The following is a 21,908-nucleotide window of genomic DNA, read 5'->3' as shown; positions in this document are numbered from 1 at the left end:
ACTTTTGGATGTCGCAGCAATATCTTTGCTTCTGTATCAAAGTGTATGCGAAGCGAATATCGCCTTGCCGATTCAATGCACAGCTTTGAATATTGGATTTCGTCACGAATGCGTGAGTGTTGGTTGGGGTTTGATCGTGGCTGGCAAAGCTATTCTGGTCGTGGACGATGATGCCGCGGTGCGAACGCTGCTGCGCCGTTGCCTTGCCAGCGACGGCTTCGACGTCTGCGAGGCCGCAACAGGAGACGAGGCCCTGACACTCGTCCAGGGCCGAGACTTCGACCTGATCACGCTTGATCTCAACCTGAACGGCAGCGACGGTTTCGACGTGGCACGGCGGATCTGCAGGGTTTCAAGCGTGCCGATCGTCATGGTGACGGGGCGCGGCGATGTCATAGATCGCGTGGCCGGACTTGAACTTGGGGCGGATGACTACATCACCAAGCCCTTTCATGTTCGCGAGGTCCTGGCGCGCGTGCACTCCGTCCTGCGCCGTGTCGGGGGCGACACATTTCAAAAGCCGGTGGAAGCCGCCGGAGGCGCGCTTCGCGAATTCACCTTTGCCGGCTTTCGCGCCATTCCCGACACGCTGGAATTTTACAATCCGCAGGGGCATCCGATCGAACTTACGGCCGGTGATTTCCGCCTGCTGACGGTTTTCCTGGAACACCCCCGCGAGGTTCTATCGCGTGAGCGGATCATGAACCTCGTGAACGGCGTAGAGTGGACGCCGCTGGACCGGACGATCGACAATCAGGTTGCGCGCCTTCGAAAGAAGATCGAGGCGGTTCCAAGCGCGCCAAAGCTCATCAAGACTGTGCGCGGTGTCGGATACACCTTCGCGGCCGAGGTGTCCGGATTTTAGGATCAGCCGACACGGCTGGACATTAGTATCCGCAAGCTGGACGCGAGCTCGCTTTGCCGGTAGGGTTTTTGCAGCAACTGCAGCCCCTCCAGCGGATCGCCAGCTGGCTGCAGCAAGTCACCGGAAAAGCCCGAGGTCATGAGGACGGCAATGTCCGGCCGTTCGCTCAACACCTTGCGGGCCAGGTCGAAGCCGTTCAGCGGCCCCGGCATCACCACATCCGAAAAGACCGCGGCGATGTCGGGCTCCTGCTCAAGCTTCGCGAGTGCCTCTGAGGCGTCGGCGACAGCGACGGCGCGGTATCCAAGCGCCTCGATCCGTTTGACGGTCAGCTTCCTGATCGCGGGGTCATCCTCGACCACAAGGACCAGCCCGCCATTTGCGGCGCCTGCGTTCGGGCTTGCGACGGGCTCATCCGGCAGCGCGGGCGCGTCCAAGGCATCCACGGGAAAGTACAGGCTGACCGTCGTGCCAAGGCCGACCTCGCTGTAAAGCGTCACCTTGCCACCGGACTGAACGGCGAAGCCATAGACCGTTGCCAGTCCCAGCCCGGTCCCCCGACCGGATGGCTTGGTCGTGAAGAATGGCTCGAAGGCGTGCTCCTTCACCTCGTCCGACATGCCCTGCCCGTGGTCGGTGATCGATATCCGGACATACAGGCCGGGGGTCAGCTGGGTTTCCTCGACCCCGTAGCCATCGATCAGGATATCCGACGTGCTGATCACGATGTCGCCGCCGTCGGGCATGGCGTCCTGCGCATTCATGACAAGGTTGATCAACGCGTTTTCGAACCCTGCAGGATCGATGTGGATGTGATCGACGCTGGAACGGAACAGGCAGCGCAGCCGCGTCCTGGGTGAAAGAACGCGTTCCACCAGCTTCAGGGTTTCCGTGATTGCGGGATTGACCTTCAGCCTGACCGGCCTGATGTGTCCGTTCCGCCCATGCGCCAGCAGCTTGCCGATCAGCTTCGTGCCCAGTTCGGCGGCCGACAGCGCCTCGTCCACAAGTATGCGTTGCTGGGGCTTGGCAAGCCCTTGTTCCAGCAGTTCGAGGTTGCCGATGATGATCGTCAGGATGTTGTTGAAGTCGTGCGCGACACCGCCGGTCAGTTGGCCAAGCAGTTCCATGCGCTTGGCGGCCTCCATCGCGCTTTGGCTTGCGTTGCGCGCCGACAGGTCGCGGAAGATGCCGACGAAGACCGGCGCGCCGTCCACGTCGCCCCGACCGACCGACAGATGCACCGGACAGATGCTGCCATCCTTGCAAAGCGCGTCCAGATCGCGGGCTTGGCCGACAACCTTGCCTCCGCCCGTGATCAGATGTTCCGAGATAAGGTCGCGGTGCATCCCGGCCGGAGCGTCAGGAACAAGCATGTCGATCGGCTGGCCCGTCAGCTCGGCGGCCTCGTAGCCGAACATTGCGCAGGCGGCCGGGTTCACCTGAACGATGCCGCCGTGGCGATCGATGATCACGATCGCGTCCACGGCCGCCGAAAGGATGGTGTCAAGCAAGACCGTGCTTTCTGTCTTGCTCGACATCGGACAGGCTCCCTGAGGATTGCGATGCCTGCAACCTCGCCCTTCGGGGCGCCAGCGTCAATCTCGGCTCGGAGTTTGCCTTCTATTTCCCGCAGTAGCGCTCTGTCAGCGCGCGCCCGCCATCGTCCGAGAGTTCCAGTTCCTGAAGCACTGCGATGTAAACCGAAAGGTCGGCCAGAGTGATCACGCCCAGGAGCCTGCCCTGCTCCGCCACCAGGAACTTGCGCCGCCCGTCCATCGTCATGCGGCGCATCAACGTGGTCATGGCCAGATTGGGTGGGATTGTGTTGGCGTCGTTGCTGCCGACATAGATGTCCGCCACATGTGTGTCGTCCCAGTTTTCCTGATCGATCGAACTGATCAGGGCGGTGTCCACGTAGCCAAGCAGGTGTTCGCCTTCGGTCACGGGCAGGAAGCTGCGCGAATGGCGCAGGATGATCCGGTCCACGGTCTCCGACAGCGTGTCCTCGGGCGCCGCCGCATGCAGCTTTCGGGTCATCAGGGCCGAAACCGTCTTGTCCCTCAGGGCGTTACGGATCGCCAGTTGCTGCTGCGCGCCGCGGGCGGCAAGAAGCAGGAATATTCCGATCAGGATCTGCCAGGCCCCGGCGACCGAGGCCCCCGAAAAGAGCGAAACGAACCCGATCGCAATCAGCGCCAGCGCGCAAAGCACCGAAACCCTGACGGCAGCGCGGGTCGCGCCAGGAAGGCTTCCGGTGATCTGCCACAGCACCGCCCTCAGGACCCGCCCTCCGTCCAGGGGAAAGGCCGGGATCAAGTTGAAAACCGCCAGCGCGAAATTGATCAGAGCGGCATATTCAAGCACGGCAAGGTAGGGTGCCATTGCGCCGCTCGGCGCGATGAGGGTCCGGACGGCGTATGCGGCGGCGGCGACCAGGGTCGGCACCATCAGGCCCGCGAGTGCGATCGAGACCTCGGAGAGCGGATCTTGGGGATCCTCGCCGGTCGCGCTCATGCCCGCGAAGTGATGCAGCGGCTTGTCCCTGGCGCCCGGCTGAAGCCGGCGCGCCGCCGCCGCGTGCGCAAGTTCGTGCAGGATGATGCTTCCGAACAGCACGAGCGTCGCGATGACGGAAAGCAGGAAATAGTCGCCGCGATGAAGGTCCGGAAGCCGGTCGGGGAAGAAGCCGGACAAAAGCGACCAGACCATCAGGGCGGCGACAAGCAGCCAGCCGGGATCAAGCTTGGCCCGAAATCCCAAAATCTCAATCGACCAGATCGCGCGCGAGAACATCACCCTCTCCGTCACACGTTGCAGACGGACATGTTAGCAGCTCGGTCCCATGCACCATTGATCCCGATCACCCTGACGTTCGCATTGTGCCTTTGCTGACCAGGGCTACCGTCCTCAAGGTTCCCCGCAATCAGCGCTCAAGCTCTTCGGATCGCGAATATCACGCGGATTGGAACTGACCGGCGTCAGTCCGTGTTTAGTCAAGGCGGGTAGTCTTTCCCGGAACGTCCCGAACGGCGGACTGCCATCCGGCGGGAACAGGCGCGGCAGACCCCACGGACTCCCATCGCCGCCCGATGAACGGGCGGCCCAACGCCTGGGGATACAATGACCGATTCCGGCTCCTTCTCTCAATTCGGCATCTGTGACGGCGCGCGCGCCGGACGACCTTGGCACGCGGAGGCCAGACTGGCCTTCCAGCGCACGACCAGCCTGCACAAGATCGAGCGCGCGGCCGGCGCGCTTCTGGGGATGGAAGCAGACGCGGCCAAGGCGGTCTACTTTGTCCTTTCCGGCTGGCTTGCCTCGTCGAAATCCCTGCGAAACGGTCAGCGCCAGATCGTCGACATCCAGCTTCCCGGCGAATTCATCGACACCCGATTGTCGGATATGCAGGCAAGTGCCACGCAGATCGAAACGCTGACCCCGGTCACGCTTGCAGTCGTCCCGCGCGGCAACTGGATGCGGCTTTTGCAGGAATACCCCGAGATCCTGGCGCGGCACGAACGCGACGTCGCCGCCGTCTTGTCGCGCATGTCCGAACGAATGCTACGCCTTGGGAAAAGCAGCGCCCAAGCCCGCATTGCCTACACCCTGATCGAGCTGGGGCTGCGCTCAAGCGCCTTCGGCCCGGGTGAGAGTCAAGAATTCCACATCCCGATGACGCAGCAGTCACTTGGCGATTTCACGGGGCTGTCTTCGGTACACGTCTGCAGAACGCTTGGTCAGCTTGAGCGCATGGGGGTCGTATCTACAAACGGTCACATGGACATCCTGATCCATGACATCGAACAGCTTGCGGCCATCGCCGAAATCGACGTGGCCCTGCTTCGCGGCGAATTGAATTCGGCAGCCTGACCAGGTTTGGCGGATGAAGGACGAAACGGAGAGCGACCGCGCAGACGCTTGAGGCGATCGCCGCGCGGCTGCACACGACCGGCGAGATCCACGCGATCGTGCGGACGATGAAGGCGCTCTCCTCGGCGCGCATCAGGCAATACGACAACGCGGTCGAGGCCATCGGCGACTTCGAGCGCACGATCGATCTTGGCCTGAAAATCGTCCTTCGAAACAGGGGCCTGGCCCATTCGCCAAAGGCAGAGCCTTGGGGGTGTGGCATGATCGTCATCGGGTCGGATCGCGGTCTTTGCGGGTGGTTCAACGACCGGATCAGCGACTTCGCGGTCGACCGGCTGAAGCGCGCTTCAAGCGATGGCGACCAGCGCCTTTGCGTGCTTGGCCAGCGCGCCGCGGTCAAACTGGAGCTTGCAGGCTGCCGTTCGGATCCGCGCTTCGCGCTGCCCGGCTCCGCGGGCGGGCTTGCCGATACCGTTCGCGCGGTTGCCGTCCAGGCCGACCGCTGGACACATGACGCGGGTATCGGACGGGTGATGATGCTGTTCAATCGGCGCGTCGGCGTGGATCTGGCAGAGCCGACCGAGTGGCAGTTGCTGCCGCTGTGCAATGAATACCTTGAGAACCTCGCCAAGGCAGCCTGGCCCTCGCGCAGCCTGCCCACCTACCGGAGGGAGACGCAAGATCTGTTTTCCCGGCTCATCGGGCAGCGCATGTTCGTCATGCTTTAGCGTGCGCTGGCGGAATCTCTTGCCAGTGAACACGCGGCGCGGTTGTCGGCGTTGCAGGGCGCGCAGCGCAACATCGAGGAGCGTCGCGAAGACTTGATGGATGACTATCGCCGGACGCGCCAGCAGTCGATCACGCGTGAGCTTCTGGACATCCTTGCCGGGTTCGAGGCGGCGAGCGAGCGAACGGAAGACGCGCAGCACCGAGAATAAGGCAATACATTCCAATTCTTCTCGGACCCCGGCGACGAACAGCCCGGAAAAACCCGTTGCGCCCTCGCCTTGGAAGCCGCATTCGCCCTGTTGAGCGCCACGCACCGCAGGTGCATCTGGACGCAAAATCTATGGGCCGTGAACCCTTGTAAGCCTGGTCTCAGCGCGCCATAAAGCGCCATGAGCGAAGCGCAACCGCAGGCTGAAGTCTTTAATGCGATCTGCGTCGTGCAGGCGGGCCGGCTGGCCTATGAGGCTGTCATCTTTGCCGCGACCTTCCGGGCCGCCAACCCGGGTTATCAAGGCCGTCTGATCATGGCGGAACCCCAGCCTGGACCGCTCTGGAAAGACGAAACCCGTGTGCCCGACGATGTGCGCGCCGTGCTTGGGCGGCTGGGGGCGGAGATAGTTCCGTTCGAAAGCCGCCACTTCGGCCAGCCCTACCCCTATGGCAACAAGATCGAGGCGCTGTCGATCCTGCCGTCTGACCGGCCCTTTGTCTTCTTCGACACAGATACGGCCTTTGTCGGCCCTCTATCGGAACTGCACTTCGATTTCGACCGCCCCGCCGCGTCCATGCGCCGCGAAGGCACCTGGCCCGAGATCGAGCTTTACGGCCCCGGCTACACCCGCACGTGGAAATCACTTTACGACAAGTTCGGTCTCAACTTCGAAGCATCGCTGGACCGGACGAAGCCGGACGAGTACTGGGAACGCTACCTGTATTTCAACGCCGGCTGGTTCTTTCATCGCGATGCCGCGCTCTTCGGGCAACGGTTCCTGGAATACGCGCTGGCGATCCGGGACGATGCACCAGAGGAACTGGTGTGCCAGTCGCTGGACCCCTGGCTTGACCAGGTCGCCCTTCCACTGGTCATCCATTCGTTCGGCGGCGGGCGGCCGGGACCGGATCTTGCGGGTCTGGACGGCGATGTCAGCTGCCACTACCGCCTGTTGCCCCTGCTCTACGCACGCGAGGACGACCGGGTCGTGGCGGCGGTCGAAGAGGCATTGGCCCCGAACTGGATCAAGAAGGTGGTGAAGGAATACGAACCGATCCGAAAGTTCGTCTATCAGGGCAAGGGCAAAGAAGTGCGGGCGATGTTCGACCGGACGTGCCTGCCTGCCAGGGAACAGGCCATCCGCAACAGGATCAAGGCGGCCAAGCTCTGGCTTCGCTGAGCGGTCAAGGGGCGCGGATGTGCCGGAAGCTGATCGAGACCCTTGAAAGCCTCGCGCCAAACCCAAAGTCTTGCTCGACAAGCATTGGACCACGATCATGAAAACGCTTCTCGTCCTTTCCCTATGCAGCCTTGCCGCCCTTGCCCACCCCGCCTTGGCTGAGGTGAAGACCCCCGATTCCCGGTCGGAAATCGCGCTCAGCTTTTCACCCCTGGTCAAGGCGACGGCGCCTGCGGTCGTCAACATCTACGCCCGCCGGATCGTCGAGCAGCGCCAAAGTCCCTTCGCGAACGACCCTTTCTTTTCCCAGTTCTTCGGGCTCGGACAGGCGGCGCCGCGCGTCCAGAACTCGCTGGGCTCGGGCGTGATCCTGCGCCCGGACGGGATCGTGGTGTCGAATTATCACGTCGTCGGCGGTGCGGACGCGATCCGCGTCGTGCTGTCGGACCGGCGCGAATTCGACGGACGTGTGATCCTGTCCGATCCCGCGACCGATATCGCGGTGATCCAGCTTGAGGGCGCGTCCAACCTTCCAGCCCTCGAGCTGGCCGATTCCGACCGGGTGGAGGTTGGCGACCTTGTGCTGGCCATTGGAAATCCCTTCGGCGTCGGGCAGACCGTGACCTCGGGCATCGTGTCGGGCCTTGCGCGCTCGGGGGGCGGGATGGGCCAGGGGCGCGGCTATTTCATCCAGACGGACGCGCCGATCAACCCCGGCAACTCCGGCGGCGCGCTGATCGACATGGCGGGCCACGTCGTCGGCATCAACAGCCAGATCATCACCCGGTCCGGCGGATCGAACGGCATCGGCTTTGCCATACCGGCCAACCTCGTGCGGCAGTACGTCGCCCAGGCCGAGGCCGGAAACTCCGAGATCGCGCGTCCCTGGTCCGGGATCGAAGTGCAGGTGGTCGACGCCGCCATCGCCGAAGCGATGGGAATGCCTGCCCCGCGCGGCGTCGTCATCGCCCAGTTGCATCCCGAAAGCCCCTTCACGCAAGCGGGCCTGCAAACGGGCGACGTCATCACCGCGATCGCGGGGCTGGACGTCGACGGCCCCCAGGAGCTGGAGTTCCGCCTGACCACCATGGGCACCGGCGGCACGGCGCCGGTTTCCTTCTGGCGTCACGGTCACCTTGAGGAAACGCAGATCACCTTGTCGCCGGCGCCCGAATCTGGCGGCCGCAGCCTGCGGATATCCTCGAACACGATCTTCGACGGCCTGTCGGCCGCGGTCCTGAGCCCCGCGTTGATCCAGAAACACGGGCTGCCCCTTTCGGCAGAGGGGATCATCGTGACCGATGTCGCCGGCGCTGCCCGCGCGACGCGGCTGCAGAAGGGCGACGTCATCCTTGCGATCAACGGGCTGGACATCCGCTCACTCGATGACCTTCAGGCCGCCGCGACCAGCACCACCCGGCGCTGGCAGCTGGCCTTCGTGCGTGACGGCCAGCGCATCGTGCTCAGACTTCGGGGATAGTCGCCTTAGTCCTTGCACAGCGGTTGTCACCGGGAATGGCTTGCCCTAACGTCGGCGCCGCATCATTTCCTGCGGAGACCCCGATGACCAAGACCTACGGCTTCGACACGCTGCAAATCCACGCCGGCGCCCGGCCCGATCCGGCGACGGGTGCGCGGCAGGTCCCGATTTACCAGACCACGGCCTATGTCTTCCGCGATGCCGATCACGCGGCGGCGCTGTTCAACCTGCAAGAGGTTGGCTACATCTACTCGCGCCTGACCAATCCCACGGTCGCGGCCCTGGGCGAACGCATCGCCTCGCTCGAAGGTGGCGTGGGCGCTGTCTGCTGTTCGTCGGGCCACGCTGCACAGATCATGGCGCTGTTTCCGCTGATGGGACCGGGGCGCAACATCATCGCCTCGACCCGGCTCTACGGCGGCACCGTCACCCAGTTCAGCCAGACCATCAAGCGCTTCGGCTGGTCGGCCAAGTTCGTCGACTTCGATGACCTGGACGCGCTGGCTGCGGCGATCGACGACGATACACGGGCGATCTTCTGCGAATCCATCGCGAACCCCGGCGGCTATGTCACCGACATCCGCGCGGTCGCGGATGTTGCCGACAAGGCGGGTCTGCCGCTGATCGTCGACAACACCTCGGCCACGCCCTACCTGTGCCGGCCGATCGACCTGGGTGCCACGCTGGTTGTCCATTCGACGACCAAATACCTGACCGGCAACGGCACGGTGACCGGCGGCGCGATCGTGGATTCGGGCAACTTCAACTGGTCAGCATCGGACAAATTCCCCTCGCTCTCGACGGCCGAGCCGGCCTACCACGGGCTCAAGTTCCACGAGACCTTCGGCCCCCTTGCCTTCACCTTCCACTCGATCGCCGTGGGCCTACGCGATCTGGGCATGACCATGAACCCGCAAGGCGCGCACTACACGCTTCTGGGGATCGAAACGCTGTCGCTGCGCATGCAGCGCCACGTCGAAAACGCCCGCAAGGTCGCGGAATGGCTGGAAAACGATCCGCGCGTGGACTTCGTGACCTACGCCGGCCTGCCCTCCTCGCCCTATTACGAGCGGGCCCAGAGGGTCTACCCCAAGGGCGCGGGCGCGCTTTTCACCTTCGCGGTGAAGGGCGGCTACGAGGCCTGCGTGAAGCTCGTCGATTCGCTGGAACTCTTCAGCCACGTCGCGAACCTGGGCGACACGCGCTCGCTCATCATCCACTCTGCCTCGACGACGCACCGCCAACTGTCGCCCGAGCAGCAGAAGGCCGCCGGGGCCGCGCCCAATGTCGTCCGCCTCTCGATCGGGATCGAGGATGCCAACGACATCATCGCCGACCTTGATCAGGCGCTTTCGAAGGCCACGGCCTGATCCCGGCAGGAACACAAAGTCCGGGGGCGCTTGTTGGCGCCCCCTTTTCCCTTTCACGAACGCCGATGGCTACTGGTCGATCTCCCAGCTGATCGACACGCTGGCGGACACCGTGACCTCGCCCTCCGCGATCGGCACCGGCGCGGCGGCGCGCTCGAAGGCGACAGCCCCCATTCCGCCCATGGGCATGGCCACACCGCCTTCGCTGATCGAGACGATCCGGCCAAGCCTTACGTCTGCGGCCTCGGCCAGCAATTCGGCCTTGCGGCGCGCATCGGCCATGGCGGCAAGTCGCGCCTCGTCCGCCTTGGCGTCAGATTCCTCCAGCCCGAAGAAGACGCCGTTGATCGTGTTCGCCCCTTCGCCGACCGTCGTATCGAGCAGCGCTCCCAGTTCGTTCAGCGCGCGCACCTTGACCGTAACCATGTTCGACGCCTGGAACCCGGTCAGCTTCGGCCCCCGTCCCTCGTTCGCCGAGGAATAATCGTAGACCGGCCCCAGCGAGAGGCCAGAGGTCTGGATGTCCTTTTCGGCGATGCCCGAGGCGGTCAACCGGGACAGGACCGCAGCGATCGCTTCACTGTTGGCGTCCAGCGCCTCGCGTGCGGTGGAGCCATTGGTCGCAACCCCAAGCGAGATGGTCGCCATGTCGGGCATGGCTGCGATCGTTCCTTGGCCGGTGACGGAGATCACCGAAGGCGCATCTTGCGCGAACGCGGGTGACGCGATCAGAAGAGCCGAGAAGACTAAGGGCAATATCCGCATGAAAACCTCCTGTTGGCGATGCCGGATTGTCGACCATGGGACGCATCCCGCAATCCATTCCTTGGCGTCATCACTTTCCATGGGCGGATTTCTGCTTTAGGAGGAAATTGCGGCGCCCCTCCGTTCCGGTGGCCGCGAAGTAGTGGTAGACGCTCGGCATGAAACCCGGATTTGCGCTTTCGTTGTCGGATGAACGGATCGACCTTCTTGCCAGGACGGCAGACGGCTGGATGCATTTGGGTGCTGTCGCCCCCGATGCGGCCGATCTGCCCGCGCGGATGGCCGATCTCAGGGCCAAGGCGCTGGCCCTTTCGCCGGAAGGCATGCAGACCAAGCTGATCCTGCCGGCAAGCCAGATCCTTTATGCCAACATCGATGCACCGGGGCCCGACAAGGCGAGCCGTCGCAAGCAGATCGAAGCTGCACTTGAGGGCTGCACGCCGTACCGCGTCGAGGAACTGGTCTTCGACTGGTCCGGCAAGGGGCCTAATGTGCAGGTCGCAGTCGTCGCGCGCATGACGTTGGACGAGGCCGAGGGCTTTGCCGAAGAGTTCGAATTCGCACCGGTATCCTTCGTGACCTGCCCCGCGGAGGGGCAGTTCGAGGGCGAGCCGTACTTCGGCCCAAGCAAGCGGCAGTCGGCCCACTTGCCAAACGGCGCGCGGCTTGATCGCGACCAGCAGCCGGTACGCACCCCCTTCCCGCCGCTTGATGCCGGACCGGTCGAGGCCGCGCCCGAGGCGGCCCCAGAGAACCTGGAAGTGGCGCCCGAAGCGGAGGCGACTCCGCAAGCCCCGGACGTCACACCAGAACCTGAACCGGGACCGGAACACCTGGAGGACACCGACGCGGCTGCCGACGCGCCGATCGCCGAAACCGGATCACAGCCCGAACCGGCACTGTCAGCAGTTGAACCGGCTGACCGTGCCGACGAAGCCAACCCGAGCCCGGAAGACTCGACCGCCTCCCCCGAGGATCAAGAACCCGTCGAGGACGAGGCTCCATTCACCAATGTTGAGCTTTCCGAAGATGGTGACATCTTCCCGGAAAATGCCGACGAGTGGATCGAAACACCGCCGATGGCCACCGATGAGGAGACGGGCGAAACGCCCGCTGAAGACAGCGGTACCGCGCCCGGTTTCACGTCGCATCGTTCGCCAAGCCTTGCCATAGGCGGCGCGACGCGCCTTGAGAGCATCACATCGCGCATCCAGATGGCCACTGGCGCGGCGACGCCCGCTTCGACGCGAAGGGCTTCCAATCCCGCTCGTCCGCTGCCCCCGGCGGCATCGCCCTTGCGCGCCGCGCCGATGCCCCCGCTTTCGCACGAGGACGCGATTGCCGCTGGCGGCACGCTGATGCGCGCGCTGGACCGGGTTCGCGCCCCCGTAGGCAAAGCAGAGCAAGAGGCGCGCCAGCGCGCGAACCGTCGTCATCTGCGCAACGCGACCGCGGCAGCGGCAGTCCTGTTCGCAGGCGTCGTTGGTCTTTGGTGGTGGTACTTCGACGCGCAGTCAGAATCCTCTTCCCAGGCCGAAGTCGTCGCCTCGGCGCCCCTCGCGGCAACCGAGGATGGCTCTGCGCCGCAAGCGATCAGCGAGGAAAACCAACCGGTCGGGGCCACGCCGATGGATTCCGGCCAAGCCCAGACGGAGCCGGACGCGCCCACCCCCGAGATGGCTGGCTCGGCGCCGGTACCCACGGACGAGCCCGGGCCAGACCTTCCGGCTCTGACGCCGTCGCTTGGCGCGAAGCCCGCGCCGGACGCGCCTGTCGGCAGACCGGACGCCGCCCCTGAAAGCGCGGTTGCAGGCGTTCTGCCCGCCCCCTTGGAAGAAACCGCCGTCGCGGGCGCGGATCCGGCGCCGGACACCCCGTCCGAGCCGGTGGCCTTCGGCTCGCTTCAGCGGTTTGATGCGGATGGCGACGTCGTCCCCACTGCCGAGGGTGTGCGCACGCGCGAGGGAATCATCCTCTATGCCGGCAAGCCCGAGAACGCACCGCCCAGACGCCCCGCCGCCATCGAGGCGCTGGCGGTCTCGACCGCCGAAGCGGCAGTGCCGTCACAAGAACCTGATGCGCAGGAGGCCCAGCCGGCCACCGACCTTGCCGGGGCGCAGCCGACCCCGGACGACACGGAATCCGTGCCCGAACCGCTTGATCCAGCAACGGCGAAGAAACGCCCGGTCGCACGCCCGGCCGCCATCGTGCCGCCCACCGAACCCGCCGCAGAACCCGGCAACGAACCGGCGACCGTGGATGAGGCTTCGGCCGAATCCGCCGTACCGCCCGACCCGGTCACAGCGGCGCGCCAGCCCTTGGCGCGGCCCGCCGCTGTGGAAACCGCGGCTGCGGAAGCCCCACCCGCACCCGTCGTGACCGCGTCCCGCTATGCGGTCGCGACCTCGCCCAGCCCCACGGCACGCCCCGCGAGGCTGAATGCCGCGGTCGACAATCGCGCGGTCGAGGCAGCGCTGGCCGCGGCCCTGGCGGAGTCCTCGGCAACGGCCACGGCCAGCGTCGCCGCAGATGAGATAGACGAGCCGGAACCGGTTTCGGCCGCGCCCGACATCCCCACGAAGGCAAATGTCGCCAAGCAGGCCACCATCGCCAACGGAATCGACCTTGGCGAACTAAGCCTGATCGGGATCTTCGGCCCCGCTTCGAAGCGGCACGCGCTTGTGCGCACTTCAAGAGGCAAGATCCTCAACGTTTCAGTTGGTGACAAGCTGGACGGGGGCAAGGTTTCCGCGATCGGGGACGGACAGCTGGCCTATATCAAGGGCGGCAAGACGCATGTCCTGAAGATGACCAGCAAGAGCTGACCCTTACGACTGAAAAATCGATGATTTCCCCGAAAGGGTTGGGGGCGTCCTTTTCCAGGGCGCTGGTCTTTCCCTTAAACCGTCTTCAGGACACCTCGCGCGATCTGGTCGGCTTCGATCGATTCAAAAAGCGCCTTGAAATTGCCTTCACCGAAACCCTCGTCACCCTTGCGCTGGATGAACTCGAAGAAGATCGGACCGATCACGGTTCTTGAGAATATCTGAAGCAGGATCCTGGTTTCGCCACCGTCGACGACGCCCTCGCCATCAATCAGAATGCCGTGCTTTGCCAGGCGATCGACCGGCTCTTCGTGCCCGACGACCCGCTCATGGCTCATCTCGTAGTAGCTCATCGGTGGTTTCGGCATGAAGCGCAGCCCACGACCATGAATCTCGTCCGTCGAGGCGTAGATGTCCTCGGTCCCGACGGCGATGTGCTGAATGCCCTCGCCCTTGTAGCGGCGGAGGTATTCGACGATCTGCCCCTTCTCGCCCCGGTCCTCGTTGATGGGGATCCGGATGCGCCCGCAGGGCGATGTCAGCGCACGCGAAAACAGCCCCGTGTACTTGCCCTTGATGTCGAAGAACCGGATTTCCTTGAAGTTGAACAGATCGCTGTAGAACCTGAACCACTTGTCCATGTTGCCCTTGCGGACGTTGTGGGTCAGGTGATCGAGGTAGTAGAACCCGACGCCCTCCGGCTTGGACTTCTGCAGCCAGTCGAATTCCTCGTTGTAGGGGGACGTTTCGTAATACCGGTCGATGAAGTAGATCAGGGAACCGCCGATGCCGCGGATGGCCGGCACGTTCATCGCCTTGTCATCGCCTTCGTAGGGCTCGGCGCCAAGGGCGACCGCATGCCGGAAGGCATGACGCGCATCGACGACCCGCCACCCCATCGCGGGCGCACAGGGCCCATGCTGCGCCACGAAATCAGCAGCGAAGCTTCCCGGTTCGGCGTTCAGGATGTAGGTGATGTCGCCCTGCTGCCAAAGCTCGATCGCCTTCGACCGATGGCGGCCGACAAGTTCATATCCCATGCGGGCGAAAAGCCGCCGCAGTTCGTCAGGTTCGGGGCTGGCGAACTCGACGAACTCGAAGCCATCCGTGCCCGCTGGGTTCGCCGTCGAAATGACTGACTTCGGTGCGGAATGTGGAAATGGGCCCATGATTTGCGCCTCCTGCTCGCGGTCAGGAAAAAGTATCGCACTCGTCACGCGAATGTTGCGCCTTTGTAATGATATTTTGCTGGTATCACGCGCAAATCACGCACTACACTGCAAGCAAATGCAAAATCCACGCATAAGCCTTGATGAAACGGATTCCCGGCTCCTTGCCGCGCTTCAGCGCGACGCCCATCTGACGGCGCAGGAACTGGGCGAGGCGCTGAATCTTTCCCCAAGCCAGGCCGGGCGGCGGCGCCAGCGGCTTGAGGCAGAGGGTTTGATCTCTGGCTACGCTGCCCGGCTGGACCCGGCCAGACTGGGGCTCTCGGTCCAGGCCTTCATCCGGGTCCAGATGGCGCGCCATGGAACCGAGACGGCGATCGCCTTTTCCCGCGTCGTCGAGACCCAACCAGAGATCATCTCTGCCTGGACCCTGACGGGGGAGGCGGACTACCTTCTGCGTGTCTACTGTGAGGATCTTGGCGCCCTCAACCGGCTTATCCATCAGGTCCTGCTTGCCCAACCTGCGGTCGCGCGGGTGGAAAGTCAGATCGTAATGGATCAATTCAAACCCGACGCCCCCCTGCCCGTCTGAGAGGATCATGGAAGGCTTTCTGTTCCAGGCTACGCTGTATCTGATCACGATGGTCATAGCGGTTCCCATCGCCTCGCGGCTGGGGCTCGGGTCTGTGCTTGGCTATCTTGCGGCCGGCATTCTGATCGGCCCCGTTCTAGGCCTCGTCGGCTCGGAAACGCAGGATCTGCAACACTTCGCCGAATTTGGCGTCGTGATGATGCTGTTCCTGATCGGGCTGGAGCTTGAACCGAGGGCGCTTTGGGCCATGCGCAACAAGCTTCTGGGGCTGGGCGGGATGCAAATCGTGCTCACGACCTTCCTGATCACCATGGGCGGTCAGGCCCTGGGCTACGACCTGCGCATTTCCTTCGCCGTAGGGCTGACGCTGTCGCTGTCCTCGACCGCGATCGTGTTGCAGACGCTATCGGAAAAGAAACTGATGCAGACCGCCGGAGGGCGCAACGCCTTTGCCGTGCTTCTGATGCAGGATATCGCGGTCATCCCGATCCTGGCGTTTCTGCCGCTTCTGGCGCTTCCCGGCGCGCGTGCGATCGCGCATGCCGAAGACGGAGCGGGCCACGCCGCGCAAAGCCTGATCGAAAGCCTGCCGGGTTGGGGTGTCACGCTTGTCACGTTCGGGGCGGTCGTGGCGACGGTCGCGGGCGGGCACTATCTGGTCCGGCCGATGTACCGCTTCGTTCATGGCGCCCGGCTGCGGGAAATTCACACCGCCTTCGCGCTGATGATCGTCGTGTCGATTGCCTCGCTCATGCTTTTGGTCGGACTGTCACCCGCGCTCGGCACCTTCCTCGCCGGCGTCGTGCTTGCCAACTCCGAGTTCCGGCACGAACTGGAAAGCGACGTGGCACCCTTCAAGGGGCTGCTGCTGGGGCTTTTCTTCATCACGGTTGGGGCCGGAATCGACTTTGGCGTCCTGTTCGACCGGCCATTGACCATCATGGGCATGACCCTTGCGCTGGTGCTGGTCAAGGGGGCGGTCCTGTTCGTGCTGGCACTGGTTTTCAAGATGAAGGGCCGGAACAAGTGGCTGTTCACGCTGGGCCTTGCCCAAGCAGGTGAATTCGGCTTCGTCCTGGTGGCCTTCACGCTGAAGCAGCGCATCATCGGCACCGAACTGGCCCAGACCCTGCTGCTGGTCATCGCGATGTCCATGTTGGTCACGCCGCTTTTCTTCATCCTGCACGATGTGCTGGCGCGCAAGCTGGGCGATGACACAGCGCCGGTCAAGGACGACGAGATCGACGATCAACAGCCCATCATCATAGCCGGGGTCGGCCGCTACGGTCAGGTCGTCAACCGCATGGTTACGAATTCGGGTTTTAAGACCACGGTCATCGACCACGATCTGAAAACCGTACAGTTGTTGCGGCATTTCGGGTTCAAGGGCTATGTCGGCGATCCGACCCGGCCAGAGTTGCTCAAGGCCGCCGGTCTGACAGAGGCGCGGGTACTGGTCGCCTGCATGGACGACCCCTCTGCCAACATCCAGATCGTCCGCTACGCAAGACGTCAGCGCCCCGACCTTCACATCATCGCCCGCGCGCGCGACAGGGAAAACGTCTATGAGCTTTATCGTGCAGGGGCGAATGACATCGTCCGGGAACACTTCGACTCGAGCCTGAGGATGGGCCGCTATGTTCTTGAGAACATGGGTCTATCCGACTACGAAGCGCACGAGCTTCAGGCGTTGTTCTACAAGCTCGACCGAGAGGCGGTGCGCGACCTTGCTACGCTGTGGAAGCCCGGTGTACCGAACGAGCGCAACCCGGAATATGTCGCACGGGCAAAGGCGCTGAACCGGGATCTTGAGGCGACCTTGATGGCGCAATTCGCGAAGGCGCGTGAACCCAAGTCGTCAGAACGCAAGTCCGAGGACCGCGAAGCGGAACAAGGCCACGTCGACGAAGAATGAAAACGCGGCCCCGAAAGGCCGCGTTCGAAAGGTATCTTTGATCCTGGTGTGGTCAGGCCGCGCGCGACAGAAGGACGTCGTCGACCTTCTTTTGCGCGCCCGCCTCGTCCACGCCGGACACGGCCGCGACTTCGCGGGTCAGTCGCTCAAGCGCAGCTTCGTAAAGCTGACGTTCGGAATAGGACTGTTCGCGCTGATCATCGGTGCGGTGCAAGTCGCGCACCACTTCCGCGATGGACAGAAGATCGCCCGAGTTGATCTTCTGTTCGTATTCCTGGGCGCGGCGCGACCACATGGCGCGCTTGACCTTGGCCTTGCCCTTCAGCGTTTCAAGCGCCTTGCTGACCACGTCGGGGGTCGAAAGCTGACGCATGCCGATTTCGGTTGCCTTGTGCGTGGGCACACGCAGCGTCATCTTGTCCTTCTCGAACGAGATGACGAACAGTTCGAGCTTCAGGCCGGCAATTTCCTGCTCTTCGATCGACATGATCTTGCCCACGCCATGGGCGGGATAGACCACAAAGTCATCGGGCCGAAAATCGGTCTTCTTGGTCTTGGTCATTCAGTTCTTCCTCGCAAAGGATCCGCGTTGAGCGAAAAAAACCTCTCCGAAACAGGATTTCGGACTGGGCAGAGCGACAGCGGATCGAAAGCCGCCGCAGTTCACATCTCTGCGGAGGCTTTGGGCATCCTCGTTCTTTGTGACAGCAATATAACAGAAAACCGCCCCCGAAAAAAGGGGGGCGCCCCCGATCATAGTTCGAATGCGACATGCATAATGTCGCATTTTGGCGATTCCGTCCACCGAATCAATGGAACGATTCGGGGAGATCAGTCCCCGCTGCCAGCCGCTTCCGAGAAATACTTGCTGCGCTTGTCGGCTTCGCCGTCGCGCTCTTCCGCCTCGGGCAGAGGATCCTTGCGTTGCGTGATCACCGGCCACATCTCGGAATACTTGCGGTTGAACTCGACCCACTCTTCCATGTCGGGCTCGGTATCGGGCCGGATCGCGTCGGCCGGGCATTCCGGTTCGCAGACGCCACAGTCGATGCATTCGTCAGGGTGGATGACCAGCATGTTCTCGCCTTCGTAGAAGCAGTCCACAGGACAGACTTCGACGCAGTCGGTGTATTTGCAGGCGATACAGTTGTCGGTCACGACATAGGTCATGGGCGGACCCCGAGGCTTGGATTGCAGTCGCTACCTAGCCCCACGCCGCGGATCATTCAAGACCGGCGGCACCGGAAAGTCTGTCCTTCGCAGTTGCGCGACGCTGGCGGGAAATCATTCCTGCCCGGCGTCTTCGCCGTGCGCAGCCGGGGCATCCAGATCGTCGTAAAGCAGACGGGCTTCCGCCGCGGGGCCGCGTCGCGCCCCGATGGCAAGCACCCGTACGACCCGGACGGCGCCGCCCTGGGCAAAGGTCAGCACATCCCCAGCGGCAATGGGGTGCGCGGGTTTCGATGCCCGTTCACCGTTCACCCGCACGGCGCCGGCACATACGCGCCCGGCAGCAAGGGTCCGGCTCTTGAAGAACCGGGCCTGCCATAGCCATTTGTCCAGGCGAATGCGCGCATTGGCCTCCGCCATCGCGTCAGATCTTGTCGCGCAGGCCCATCAGCGCAGCGGCGAAGGGATTGTCCGGATCGATCCGGTCCTTCTTTTGCGGCCGCGCCTCGAAGTTGCGGGGCTTGTCGTCACGCTTCGCGTCCTTGTCGCGACGTCCTTGCGGCTTGCCCTTGCCGGGCTTGCCGCCCCGCTCGGACCGTTCGCCACGCTCACCATCGCGCTTGACCTGCCGTTCAGGCCGAGCACCACGGCCCTCCTTGGCTTCGGGCCGCGGCTGGCGCGGCGCGCGTGGCTTCGGCGCCCAGGTAAAGGTATAGAACACCTCGGATTCGGTCACCGTCTGCATGGCGGCCTGTTCCTCGGGGATCGGATTGCCGGTCTCGCCGTCGGATGGCGCGGCGACCTCGGTCTTCACCTTCTCACGCTCGCCCCGCTCGCCCTTGTAGCCAAGCCCGGACATGAGGTCGGCAAACTGCTCAAGCGTCATGCCGGTGATCGACAGCATATCTGCGGTCGCCTCGAAGCCCGCCCGGCTGTCCTGGCCGCGCAAGAGATCGGCGAGCCTTTCCAGCATGTCGATGCGGATCGCGCGCGACCCGGCCGGGTGGTAGCCCGACAGGGTGTAATAGTCCTTGGGAACATCCGGCAGGTTCGGAATGGTGACCAGCCCCGGCGGCGGGCTTTCGGGAAACTCGTCAAGCCCTTGGGCGAGAGACGAAAGCACAAGACGCAGCCGCGTCGGAGCGGGCTTCAGCAGCGCCGCCTGGAAGATCGTGTACTGGCCGAACCGCACGCCATGCTTGCGCAGCGCGCCGCGCGCATCCTGATCCAGCGCCTTGACCTCTTCCGCCACGCCCTCGCGCGGAAGCACGCCCAGGTTCTCGATCAGCCGGAAGGCGAACCCACGCGCGAGCCCGGTCAGCGTTTCGTCGCGCTGCATGTTCATAAGCGGCTCGAAAAGCGTGGCGACCTTGCGGTCGATGAAATGCTGAAGACGACGGCGGACCTTCTCGCCGACATCAAAGCCCGCCTCTTCGTCGACAAAGGCCTCGACTTGCGGTTTCAGGGGATCGGCCCCCTTGACCAGCTTTCCCACGGCATTTGAACCCCACATCAACCCACCCTGCTCGGTGAAGTCGAGTTCGGTGTCGGGGGCGTTGTAGAAACGGTCCGCGCGCAGATGGAATTCGGGGCGCAGCGACTCGTAGGCCGCCTGGCGCAGCGTCTTAGCCTGATCCGGCGTGGCAGAGGCATCCTGACGGAAGCGGAACCCCTCCAGTCGGCCGACGAATTCCCCCTCGACCGCTACCTCACCCTTGTCGTTCACCTCGGCCACAAGGCTCTCCTTCTGCTTGAGCCGGCGAAGCAGGACGCTGGTCCGCCGATCCACAAATCTTTGCGTCAACGCGTTGTGCAACGCGTCCGACAGGCGGTCTTCTACAGCGCGCGTTTCGCCGCGCCAATGGGATTCATCATCAACCCAGCCCGCGCGCTGCGCAATGTATGTCCATGTGCGGATATAGGCCAACCGTTTCGACAACGCGTCAATGTCGCCAGGCGTGCGATCGATCCGCGCAACCTGCTGAGCAAGCCAGTCGGAGGGAACATGGCCATGATCCTGCAGGAAGCCGAATATGCGGTCCAGCAGCGACACATGTTCGCCCGAGGAAATCGAGCGGAAATCGGGGATGCGGCACACGTCCCACAAGAGCTTCACGTCCCGCGGCCCGCGCACCCTGCCCCGAATGTCGGGGATTTCCGCCAACGCCTTGAGCGCCCGCAAGTCATCGGCATCCCTGCCGCGGACAAGCCACTGGTTGTCAGGCGCGGCTTCGAGCGACGCGATCAGACGGTCGGTCGAACCGAAATCAAGCTCGGCATTGCGCCACTGAAGCCGGTCGATGGGACGGAAGCGGTGGTTTTCCAGCGCGTCCACCAGATCGTCATCGAAGGGCGAGGCCTCGCCCGTGACGCCGAAGGTGCCAGGCTGCATGTAGCGGCCGGCGCGGCCGGCGATCTGGCCCAGTTCGTGCGGGAAAAGCGAACGCATCCGGCGGCCGTCGAACTTGGACGTGGCCGAAAAGGCGACATGCGTGATGTCGAGGTTCAGCCCCATCCCGATGGCATCGGTCGCGACGATGTAGTCGACGTCGCCGTTCTGATAAAGCGCAACCTGCGAGTTGCGGGTGCGCGGCGAAAGCGCGCCCATCACGACCGCGCAACCGCCCTTCTGGCGCCGGATCAGTTCGGCGATGGCATACAGATTTTCAACAGAAAAGCTGACGATTGCCGAACGTGCGGGCAATCGGCTTATCTTTTTCGAACCTGTGTAGCTTAGCGTCGAAAAACGTTCCCGACGCAGGAACTGGGCCTTGGGCACCATCTGGGAAATGGCGGGGCGCATCGTTTCCGAACCGAGAAACAGCGTTTCGTGAAGGCCGCGCGCACGCAGGAGCCGGTCGGTGAAGATGTGCCCCCGCTCGAGATCGGCGCAGAGCTGGATTTCGTCCACCGCGACAAAGTCGGCCCCGATGTCCTGCGGCATCGCTTCGGTCGTGCAGACCCAGTACTGGGTCCGATCGGGAACGATCCGCTCCTCTCCGGTCACCAACGCCACGACCGACGGACCGCGTAGCGCGACGATGCGGTCATAGACCTCACGCGCGAGCAGGCGCAGCGGCAGGCCGATCACACCCGTCCGATGCGCAAGCATCCTGTCGATGGCATAATGCGTCTTGCCGGTGTTGGTCGGCCCGAGGACCGCCGCGATCCTCGTCTGCGCGTTCATGGCGCCACTCCTAAAGCCTGGTGCCCAGGCTTTCCCGCTCCAGTTCATCCACGGCGTGCCTTAGCGCGTCCTGATGCGGATGTATAGCAAGAGAGGCCGTGAACGCGCGCAGGGCCGCCTCTGGCTTTCCGCTGGCCTGCATGATCATTCCCAGCCCCGCGAGCGCGCCGAAGTGATGCGGGTTCAATGCAAGCGTGTGCTGGATGTCCACGATCGAGGGGCCCAGATAGCCCGCGTGGAAATAGGCCGTGGCACGGGCGTTCCAGCCCTCGGCGAAGTCCGGGGCCTGATCGACCAGCGCGGTCAGGTGTTCGATCGCGCCCTGAAAGTCGCCCGACTCGATCGCGTCCTGCCCGCGCTGAAGCAGCAGATCCATCGACGGCGACCCGGACCTGGACCATTCCCGCAAGATATCCGCCTGGGTGCGCTGCCAGTTTTCGTTTTCCGGATCGGCCAGTTCGGCATAGAGGCGATCCAGATCCGCGTCCTGCGCCATTGCCGCGCCGACAGCCATCATATGAATCGCGATCACCGCAGCGACGGGTTTGAGATATCGGAAAAGATTGCGCATAAGGTC

General features: G+C 63.7%; 17 protein-coding genes and 1 pseudogene. 9 read left to right on the top strand and 9 right to left on the bottom strand.

Annotated elements, in window-relative coordinates; all coding sequences use genetic code 11:
* Nucleotides 1-136 precede the first annotated feature (136 nt).
* Nucleotides 137-865 carry a response regulator gene (locus tag OEW28_RS07155; RefSeq protein ID WP_263734013.1) on the top strand — a complete coding sequence of 243 codons (729 nt, stop codon included), beginning with the start codon at nucleotides 137-139 and terminating at the stop codon, nucleotides 863-865.
* 2 nt (nucleotides 866-867) lie between these two features.
* Here OEW28_RS07155 and OEW28_RS07150 read toward each other — a convergent pair whose 3' ends face one another.
* A complete protein-coding gene (locus tag OEW28_RS07150) occupies nucleotides 868-2,406 on the bottom strand; it encodes a PAS domain S-box protein (protein ID WP_263734012.1) in 1,539 nt (512 codons plus the stop codon).
* An 82-nt stretch (nucleotides 2,407-2,488) separates the two neighbouring features.
* Nucleotides 2,489-3,661, bottom strand: a complete 1,173-nt coding sequence (locus OEW28_RS07145; protein ID WP_263734011.1) for a site-2 protease family protein — start codon at nucleotides 3,659-3,661, stop codon at nucleotides 2,489-2,491.
* Between the two features lie 327 nt (nucleotides 3,662-3,988).
* Here OEW28_RS07145 and OEW28_RS07140 point away from each other — a divergent pair, with 327 nt between their 5' ends.
* From OEW28_RS07140 to OEW28_RS07120, 5 genes and pseudogenes are all read left to right on the top strand, one after another.
* On the top strand, nucleotides 3,989-4,738 hold the full coding sequence (locus tag OEW28_RS07140; RefSeq protein WP_263734010.1) for a Crp/Fnr family transcriptional regulator: 750 nt from the start codon (nucleotides 3,989-3,991) through the stop codon (nucleotides 4,736-4,738).
* A 56-nt stretch (nucleotides 4,739-4,794) separates the two neighbouring features.
* A pseudogene (locus OEW28_RS07135) lies at nucleotides 4,795-5,676 on the top strand (F0F1 ATP synthase subunit gamma).
* Nucleotides 5,677-5,856: 180 nt separating this feature from the next.
* The gene (locus OEW28_RS07130; protein WP_263734009.1) at nucleotides 5,857-6,858 is read left to right on the top strand and encodes a hypothetical protein; all 1,002 of its coding nucleotides are present in this window, start codon (nucleotides 5,857-5,859) and stop codon (nucleotides 6,856-6,858) included.
* A 94-nt stretch (nucleotides 6,859-6,952) separates the two neighbouring features.
* Complete coding sequence (locus OEW28_RS07125) at nucleotides 6,953-8,338, top strand: Do family serine endopeptidase (RefSeq protein ID WP_263734388.1); 1,386 nt, start codon at nucleotides 6,953-6,955, stop codon at nucleotides 8,336-8,338.
* An 83-nt stretch (nucleotides 8,339-8,421) separates the two neighbouring features.
* Nucleotides 8,422-9,708: an O-acetylhomoserine aminocarboxypropyltransferase/cysteine synthase family protein gene (locus OEW28_RS07120; protein WP_263734008.1), complete on the top strand. Its 1,287-nt coding sequence runs from the start codon at nucleotides 8,422-8,424 to the stop codon at nucleotides 9,706-9,708.
* 69 nt (nucleotides 9,709-9,777) lie between these two features.
* Here the strand turns inward: OEW28_RS07120 and OEW28_RS07115 are convergent, their stop codons facing one another.
* Nucleotides 9,778-10,473 carry an SIMPL domain-containing protein gene (locus tag OEW28_RS07115; protein ID WP_263734007.1) on the bottom strand — a complete coding sequence of 232 codons (696 nt, stop codon included), beginning with the start codon at nucleotides 10,471-10,473 and terminating at the stop codon, nucleotides 9,778-9,780.
* 158 nt (nucleotides 10,474-10,631) lie between these two features.
* Between OEW28_RS07115 and OEW28_RS07110 the strand changes: the two genes are divergently transcribed.
* Nucleotides 10,632-13,298, top strand: coding sequence for a hypothetical protein (locus OEW28_RS07110; protein ID WP_263734006.1), 2,667 nt, complete (start codon nucleotides 10,632-10,634; stop codon nucleotides 13,296-13,298).
* A 74-nt stretch (nucleotides 13,299-13,372) separates the two neighbouring features.
* On the opposite strand, the gene hppD is transcribed toward OEW28_RS07110, so the two are convergent.
* Nucleotides 13,373-14,467, bottom strand: coding sequence for a 4-hydroxyphenylpyruvate dioxygenase (gene hppD, locus OEW28_RS07105; RefSeq protein ID WP_263734005.1), 1,095 nt, complete (start codon nucleotides 14,465-14,467; stop codon nucleotides 13,373-13,375).
* 118 nt (nucleotides 14,468-14,585) lie between these two features.
* On the opposite strand from hppD, the gene OEW28_RS07100 reads away from it, so the two are divergent.
* Both OEW28_RS07100 and OEW28_RS07095 read left to right on the top strand, forming a co-directional pair.
* Entirely contained in the window at nucleotides 14,586-15,059 is a 474-nt protein-coding gene (locus OEW28_RS07100) for an Lrp/AsnC family transcriptional regulator (protein WP_263734004.1), read from the top strand.
* Between the two features lie 7 nt (nucleotides 15,060-15,066).
* Nucleotides 15,067-16,974, top strand: a complete 1,908-nt coding sequence (locus OEW28_RS07095) for a monovalent cation:proton antiporter-2 (CPA2) family protein (protein ID WP_263734003.1) — start codon at nucleotides 15,067-15,069, stop codon at nucleotides 16,972-16,974.
* Between the two features lie 52 nt (nucleotides 16,975-17,026).
* Here the strand turns inward: OEW28_RS07095 and OEW28_RS07090 are convergent, their stop codons facing one another.
* From OEW28_RS07090 to OEW28_RS07070, 5 genes are all read right to left on the bottom strand, one after another.
* Nucleotides 17,027-17,536: a CarD family transcriptional regulator gene (locus OEW28_RS07090; RefSeq protein WP_263721666.1), complete on the bottom strand. Its 510-nt coding sequence runs from the start codon at nucleotides 17,534-17,536 to the stop codon at nucleotides 17,027-17,029.
* Between the two features lie 269 nt (nucleotides 17,537-17,805).
* Nucleotides 17,806-18,144, bottom strand: a complete 339-nt coding sequence (fdxA, locus tag OEW28_RS07085) for a ferredoxin FdxA (RefSeq protein ID WP_263734002.1) — start codon at nucleotides 18,142-18,144, stop codon at nucleotides 17,806-17,808.
* 114 nt (nucleotides 18,145-18,258) lie between these two features.
* Nucleotides 18,259-18,564 carry an RNA-binding S4 domain-containing protein gene (locus OEW28_RS07080; protein WP_263734001.1) on the bottom strand — a complete coding sequence of 102 codons (306 nt, stop codon included), beginning with the start codon at nucleotides 18,562-18,564 and terminating at the stop codon, nucleotides 18,259-18,261.
* Between the two features lie 4 nt (nucleotides 18,565-18,568).
* Nucleotides 18,569-21,331 carry a helicase-related protein gene (locus OEW28_RS07075; protein WP_263734000.1) on the bottom strand — a complete coding sequence of 921 codons (2,763 nt, stop codon included), beginning with the start codon at nucleotides 21,329-21,331 and terminating at the stop codon, nucleotides 18,569-18,571.
* Nucleotides 21,332-21,341: 10 nt separating this feature from the next.
* On the bottom strand, nucleotides 21,342-21,902 hold the full coding sequence (locus OEW28_RS07070; protein ID WP_263733999.1) for a tetratricopeptide repeat protein: 561 nt from the start codon (nucleotides 21,900-21,902) through the stop codon (nucleotides 21,342-21,344).
* Between the last annotated feature and the right edge of the window lie 6 nt (nucleotides 21,903-21,908).

The organism is Albidovulum marisflavi (assembly GCF_025751435.1).
Taxonomy (GTDB): Bacteria; Pseudomonadota; Alphaproteobacteria; order Rhodobacterales; family Rhodobacteraceae; genus Albidovulum; species Albidovulum marisflavi.
This window is presented reverse-complemented; position numbering and strand designations above follow the sequence as displayed.

Bases quoted from the DNA above. Each gene is read 5' to 3' on its own strand.
- OEW28_RS07150 (WP_263734012.1), bottom strand. From the start codon at position 2,406: ATGTCGAGCAAGACAGAAAGCACGGTCTTGCTTGACACCATCCTTTCG.
- OEW28_RS07145 (WP_263734011.1), bottom strand. From the start codon at position 3,661: ATGTTCTCGCGCGCGATCTGGTCGATTGAGATTTTGGGATTTCGGGCC.
- OEW28_RS07140 (WP_263734010.1), top strand. From the start codon at position 3,989: ATGACCGATTCCGGCTCCTTCTCTCAATTCGGCATCTGTGACGGCGCG.
- OEW28_RS07130 (WP_263734009.1), top strand. From the start codon at position 5,857: ATGAGCGAAGCGCAACCGCAGGCTGAAGTCTTTAATGCGATCTGCGTC.
- OEW28_RS07120 (WP_263734008.1), top strand. From the start codon at position 8,422: ATGACCAAGACCTACGGCTTCGACACGCTGCAAATCCACGCCGGCGCC.
- OEW28_RS07115 (WP_263734007.1), bottom strand. From the start codon at position 10,473: ATGCGGATATTGCCCTTAGTCTTCTCGGCTCTTCTGATCGCGTCACCC.
- OEW28_RS07110 (WP_263734006.1), top strand. From the start codon at position 10,632: ATGAAACCCGGATTTGCGCTTTCGTTGTCGGATGAACGGATCGACCTT.
- hppD (WP_263734005.1), bottom strand. From the start codon at position 14,467: ATGGGCCCATTTCCACATTCCGCACCGAAGTCAGTCATTTCGACGGCG.
- OEW28_RS07100 (WP_263734004.1), top strand. From the start codon at position 14,586: ATGCAAAATCCACGCATAAGCCTTGATGAAACGGATTCCCGGCTCCTT.
- OEW28_RS07095 (WP_263734003.1), top strand. From the start codon at position 15,067: ATGGAAGGCTTTCTGTTCCAGGCTACGCTGTATCTGATCACGATGGTC.
- OEW28_RS07090 (WP_263721666.1), bottom strand. From the start codon at position 17,536: ATGACCAAGACCAAGAAGACCGATTTTCGGCCCGATGACTTTGTGGTC.
- fdxA (WP_263734002.1), bottom strand. From the start codon at position 18,144: ATGACCTATGTCGTGACCGACAACTGTATCGCCTGCAAATACACCGAC.
- OEW28_RS07080 (WP_263734001.1), bottom strand. From the start codon at position 18,564: ATGGCGGAGGCCAATGCGCGCATTCGCCTGGACAAATGGCTATGGCAG.
- OEW28_RS07075 (WP_263734000.1), bottom strand. From the start codon at position 21,331: ATGAACGCGCAGACGAGGATCGCGGCGGTCCTCGGGCCGACCAACACC.
- OEW28_RS07070 (WP_263733999.1), bottom strand. From the start codon at position 21,902: ATGCGCAATCTTTTCCGATATCTCAAACCCGTCGCTGCGGTGATCGCG.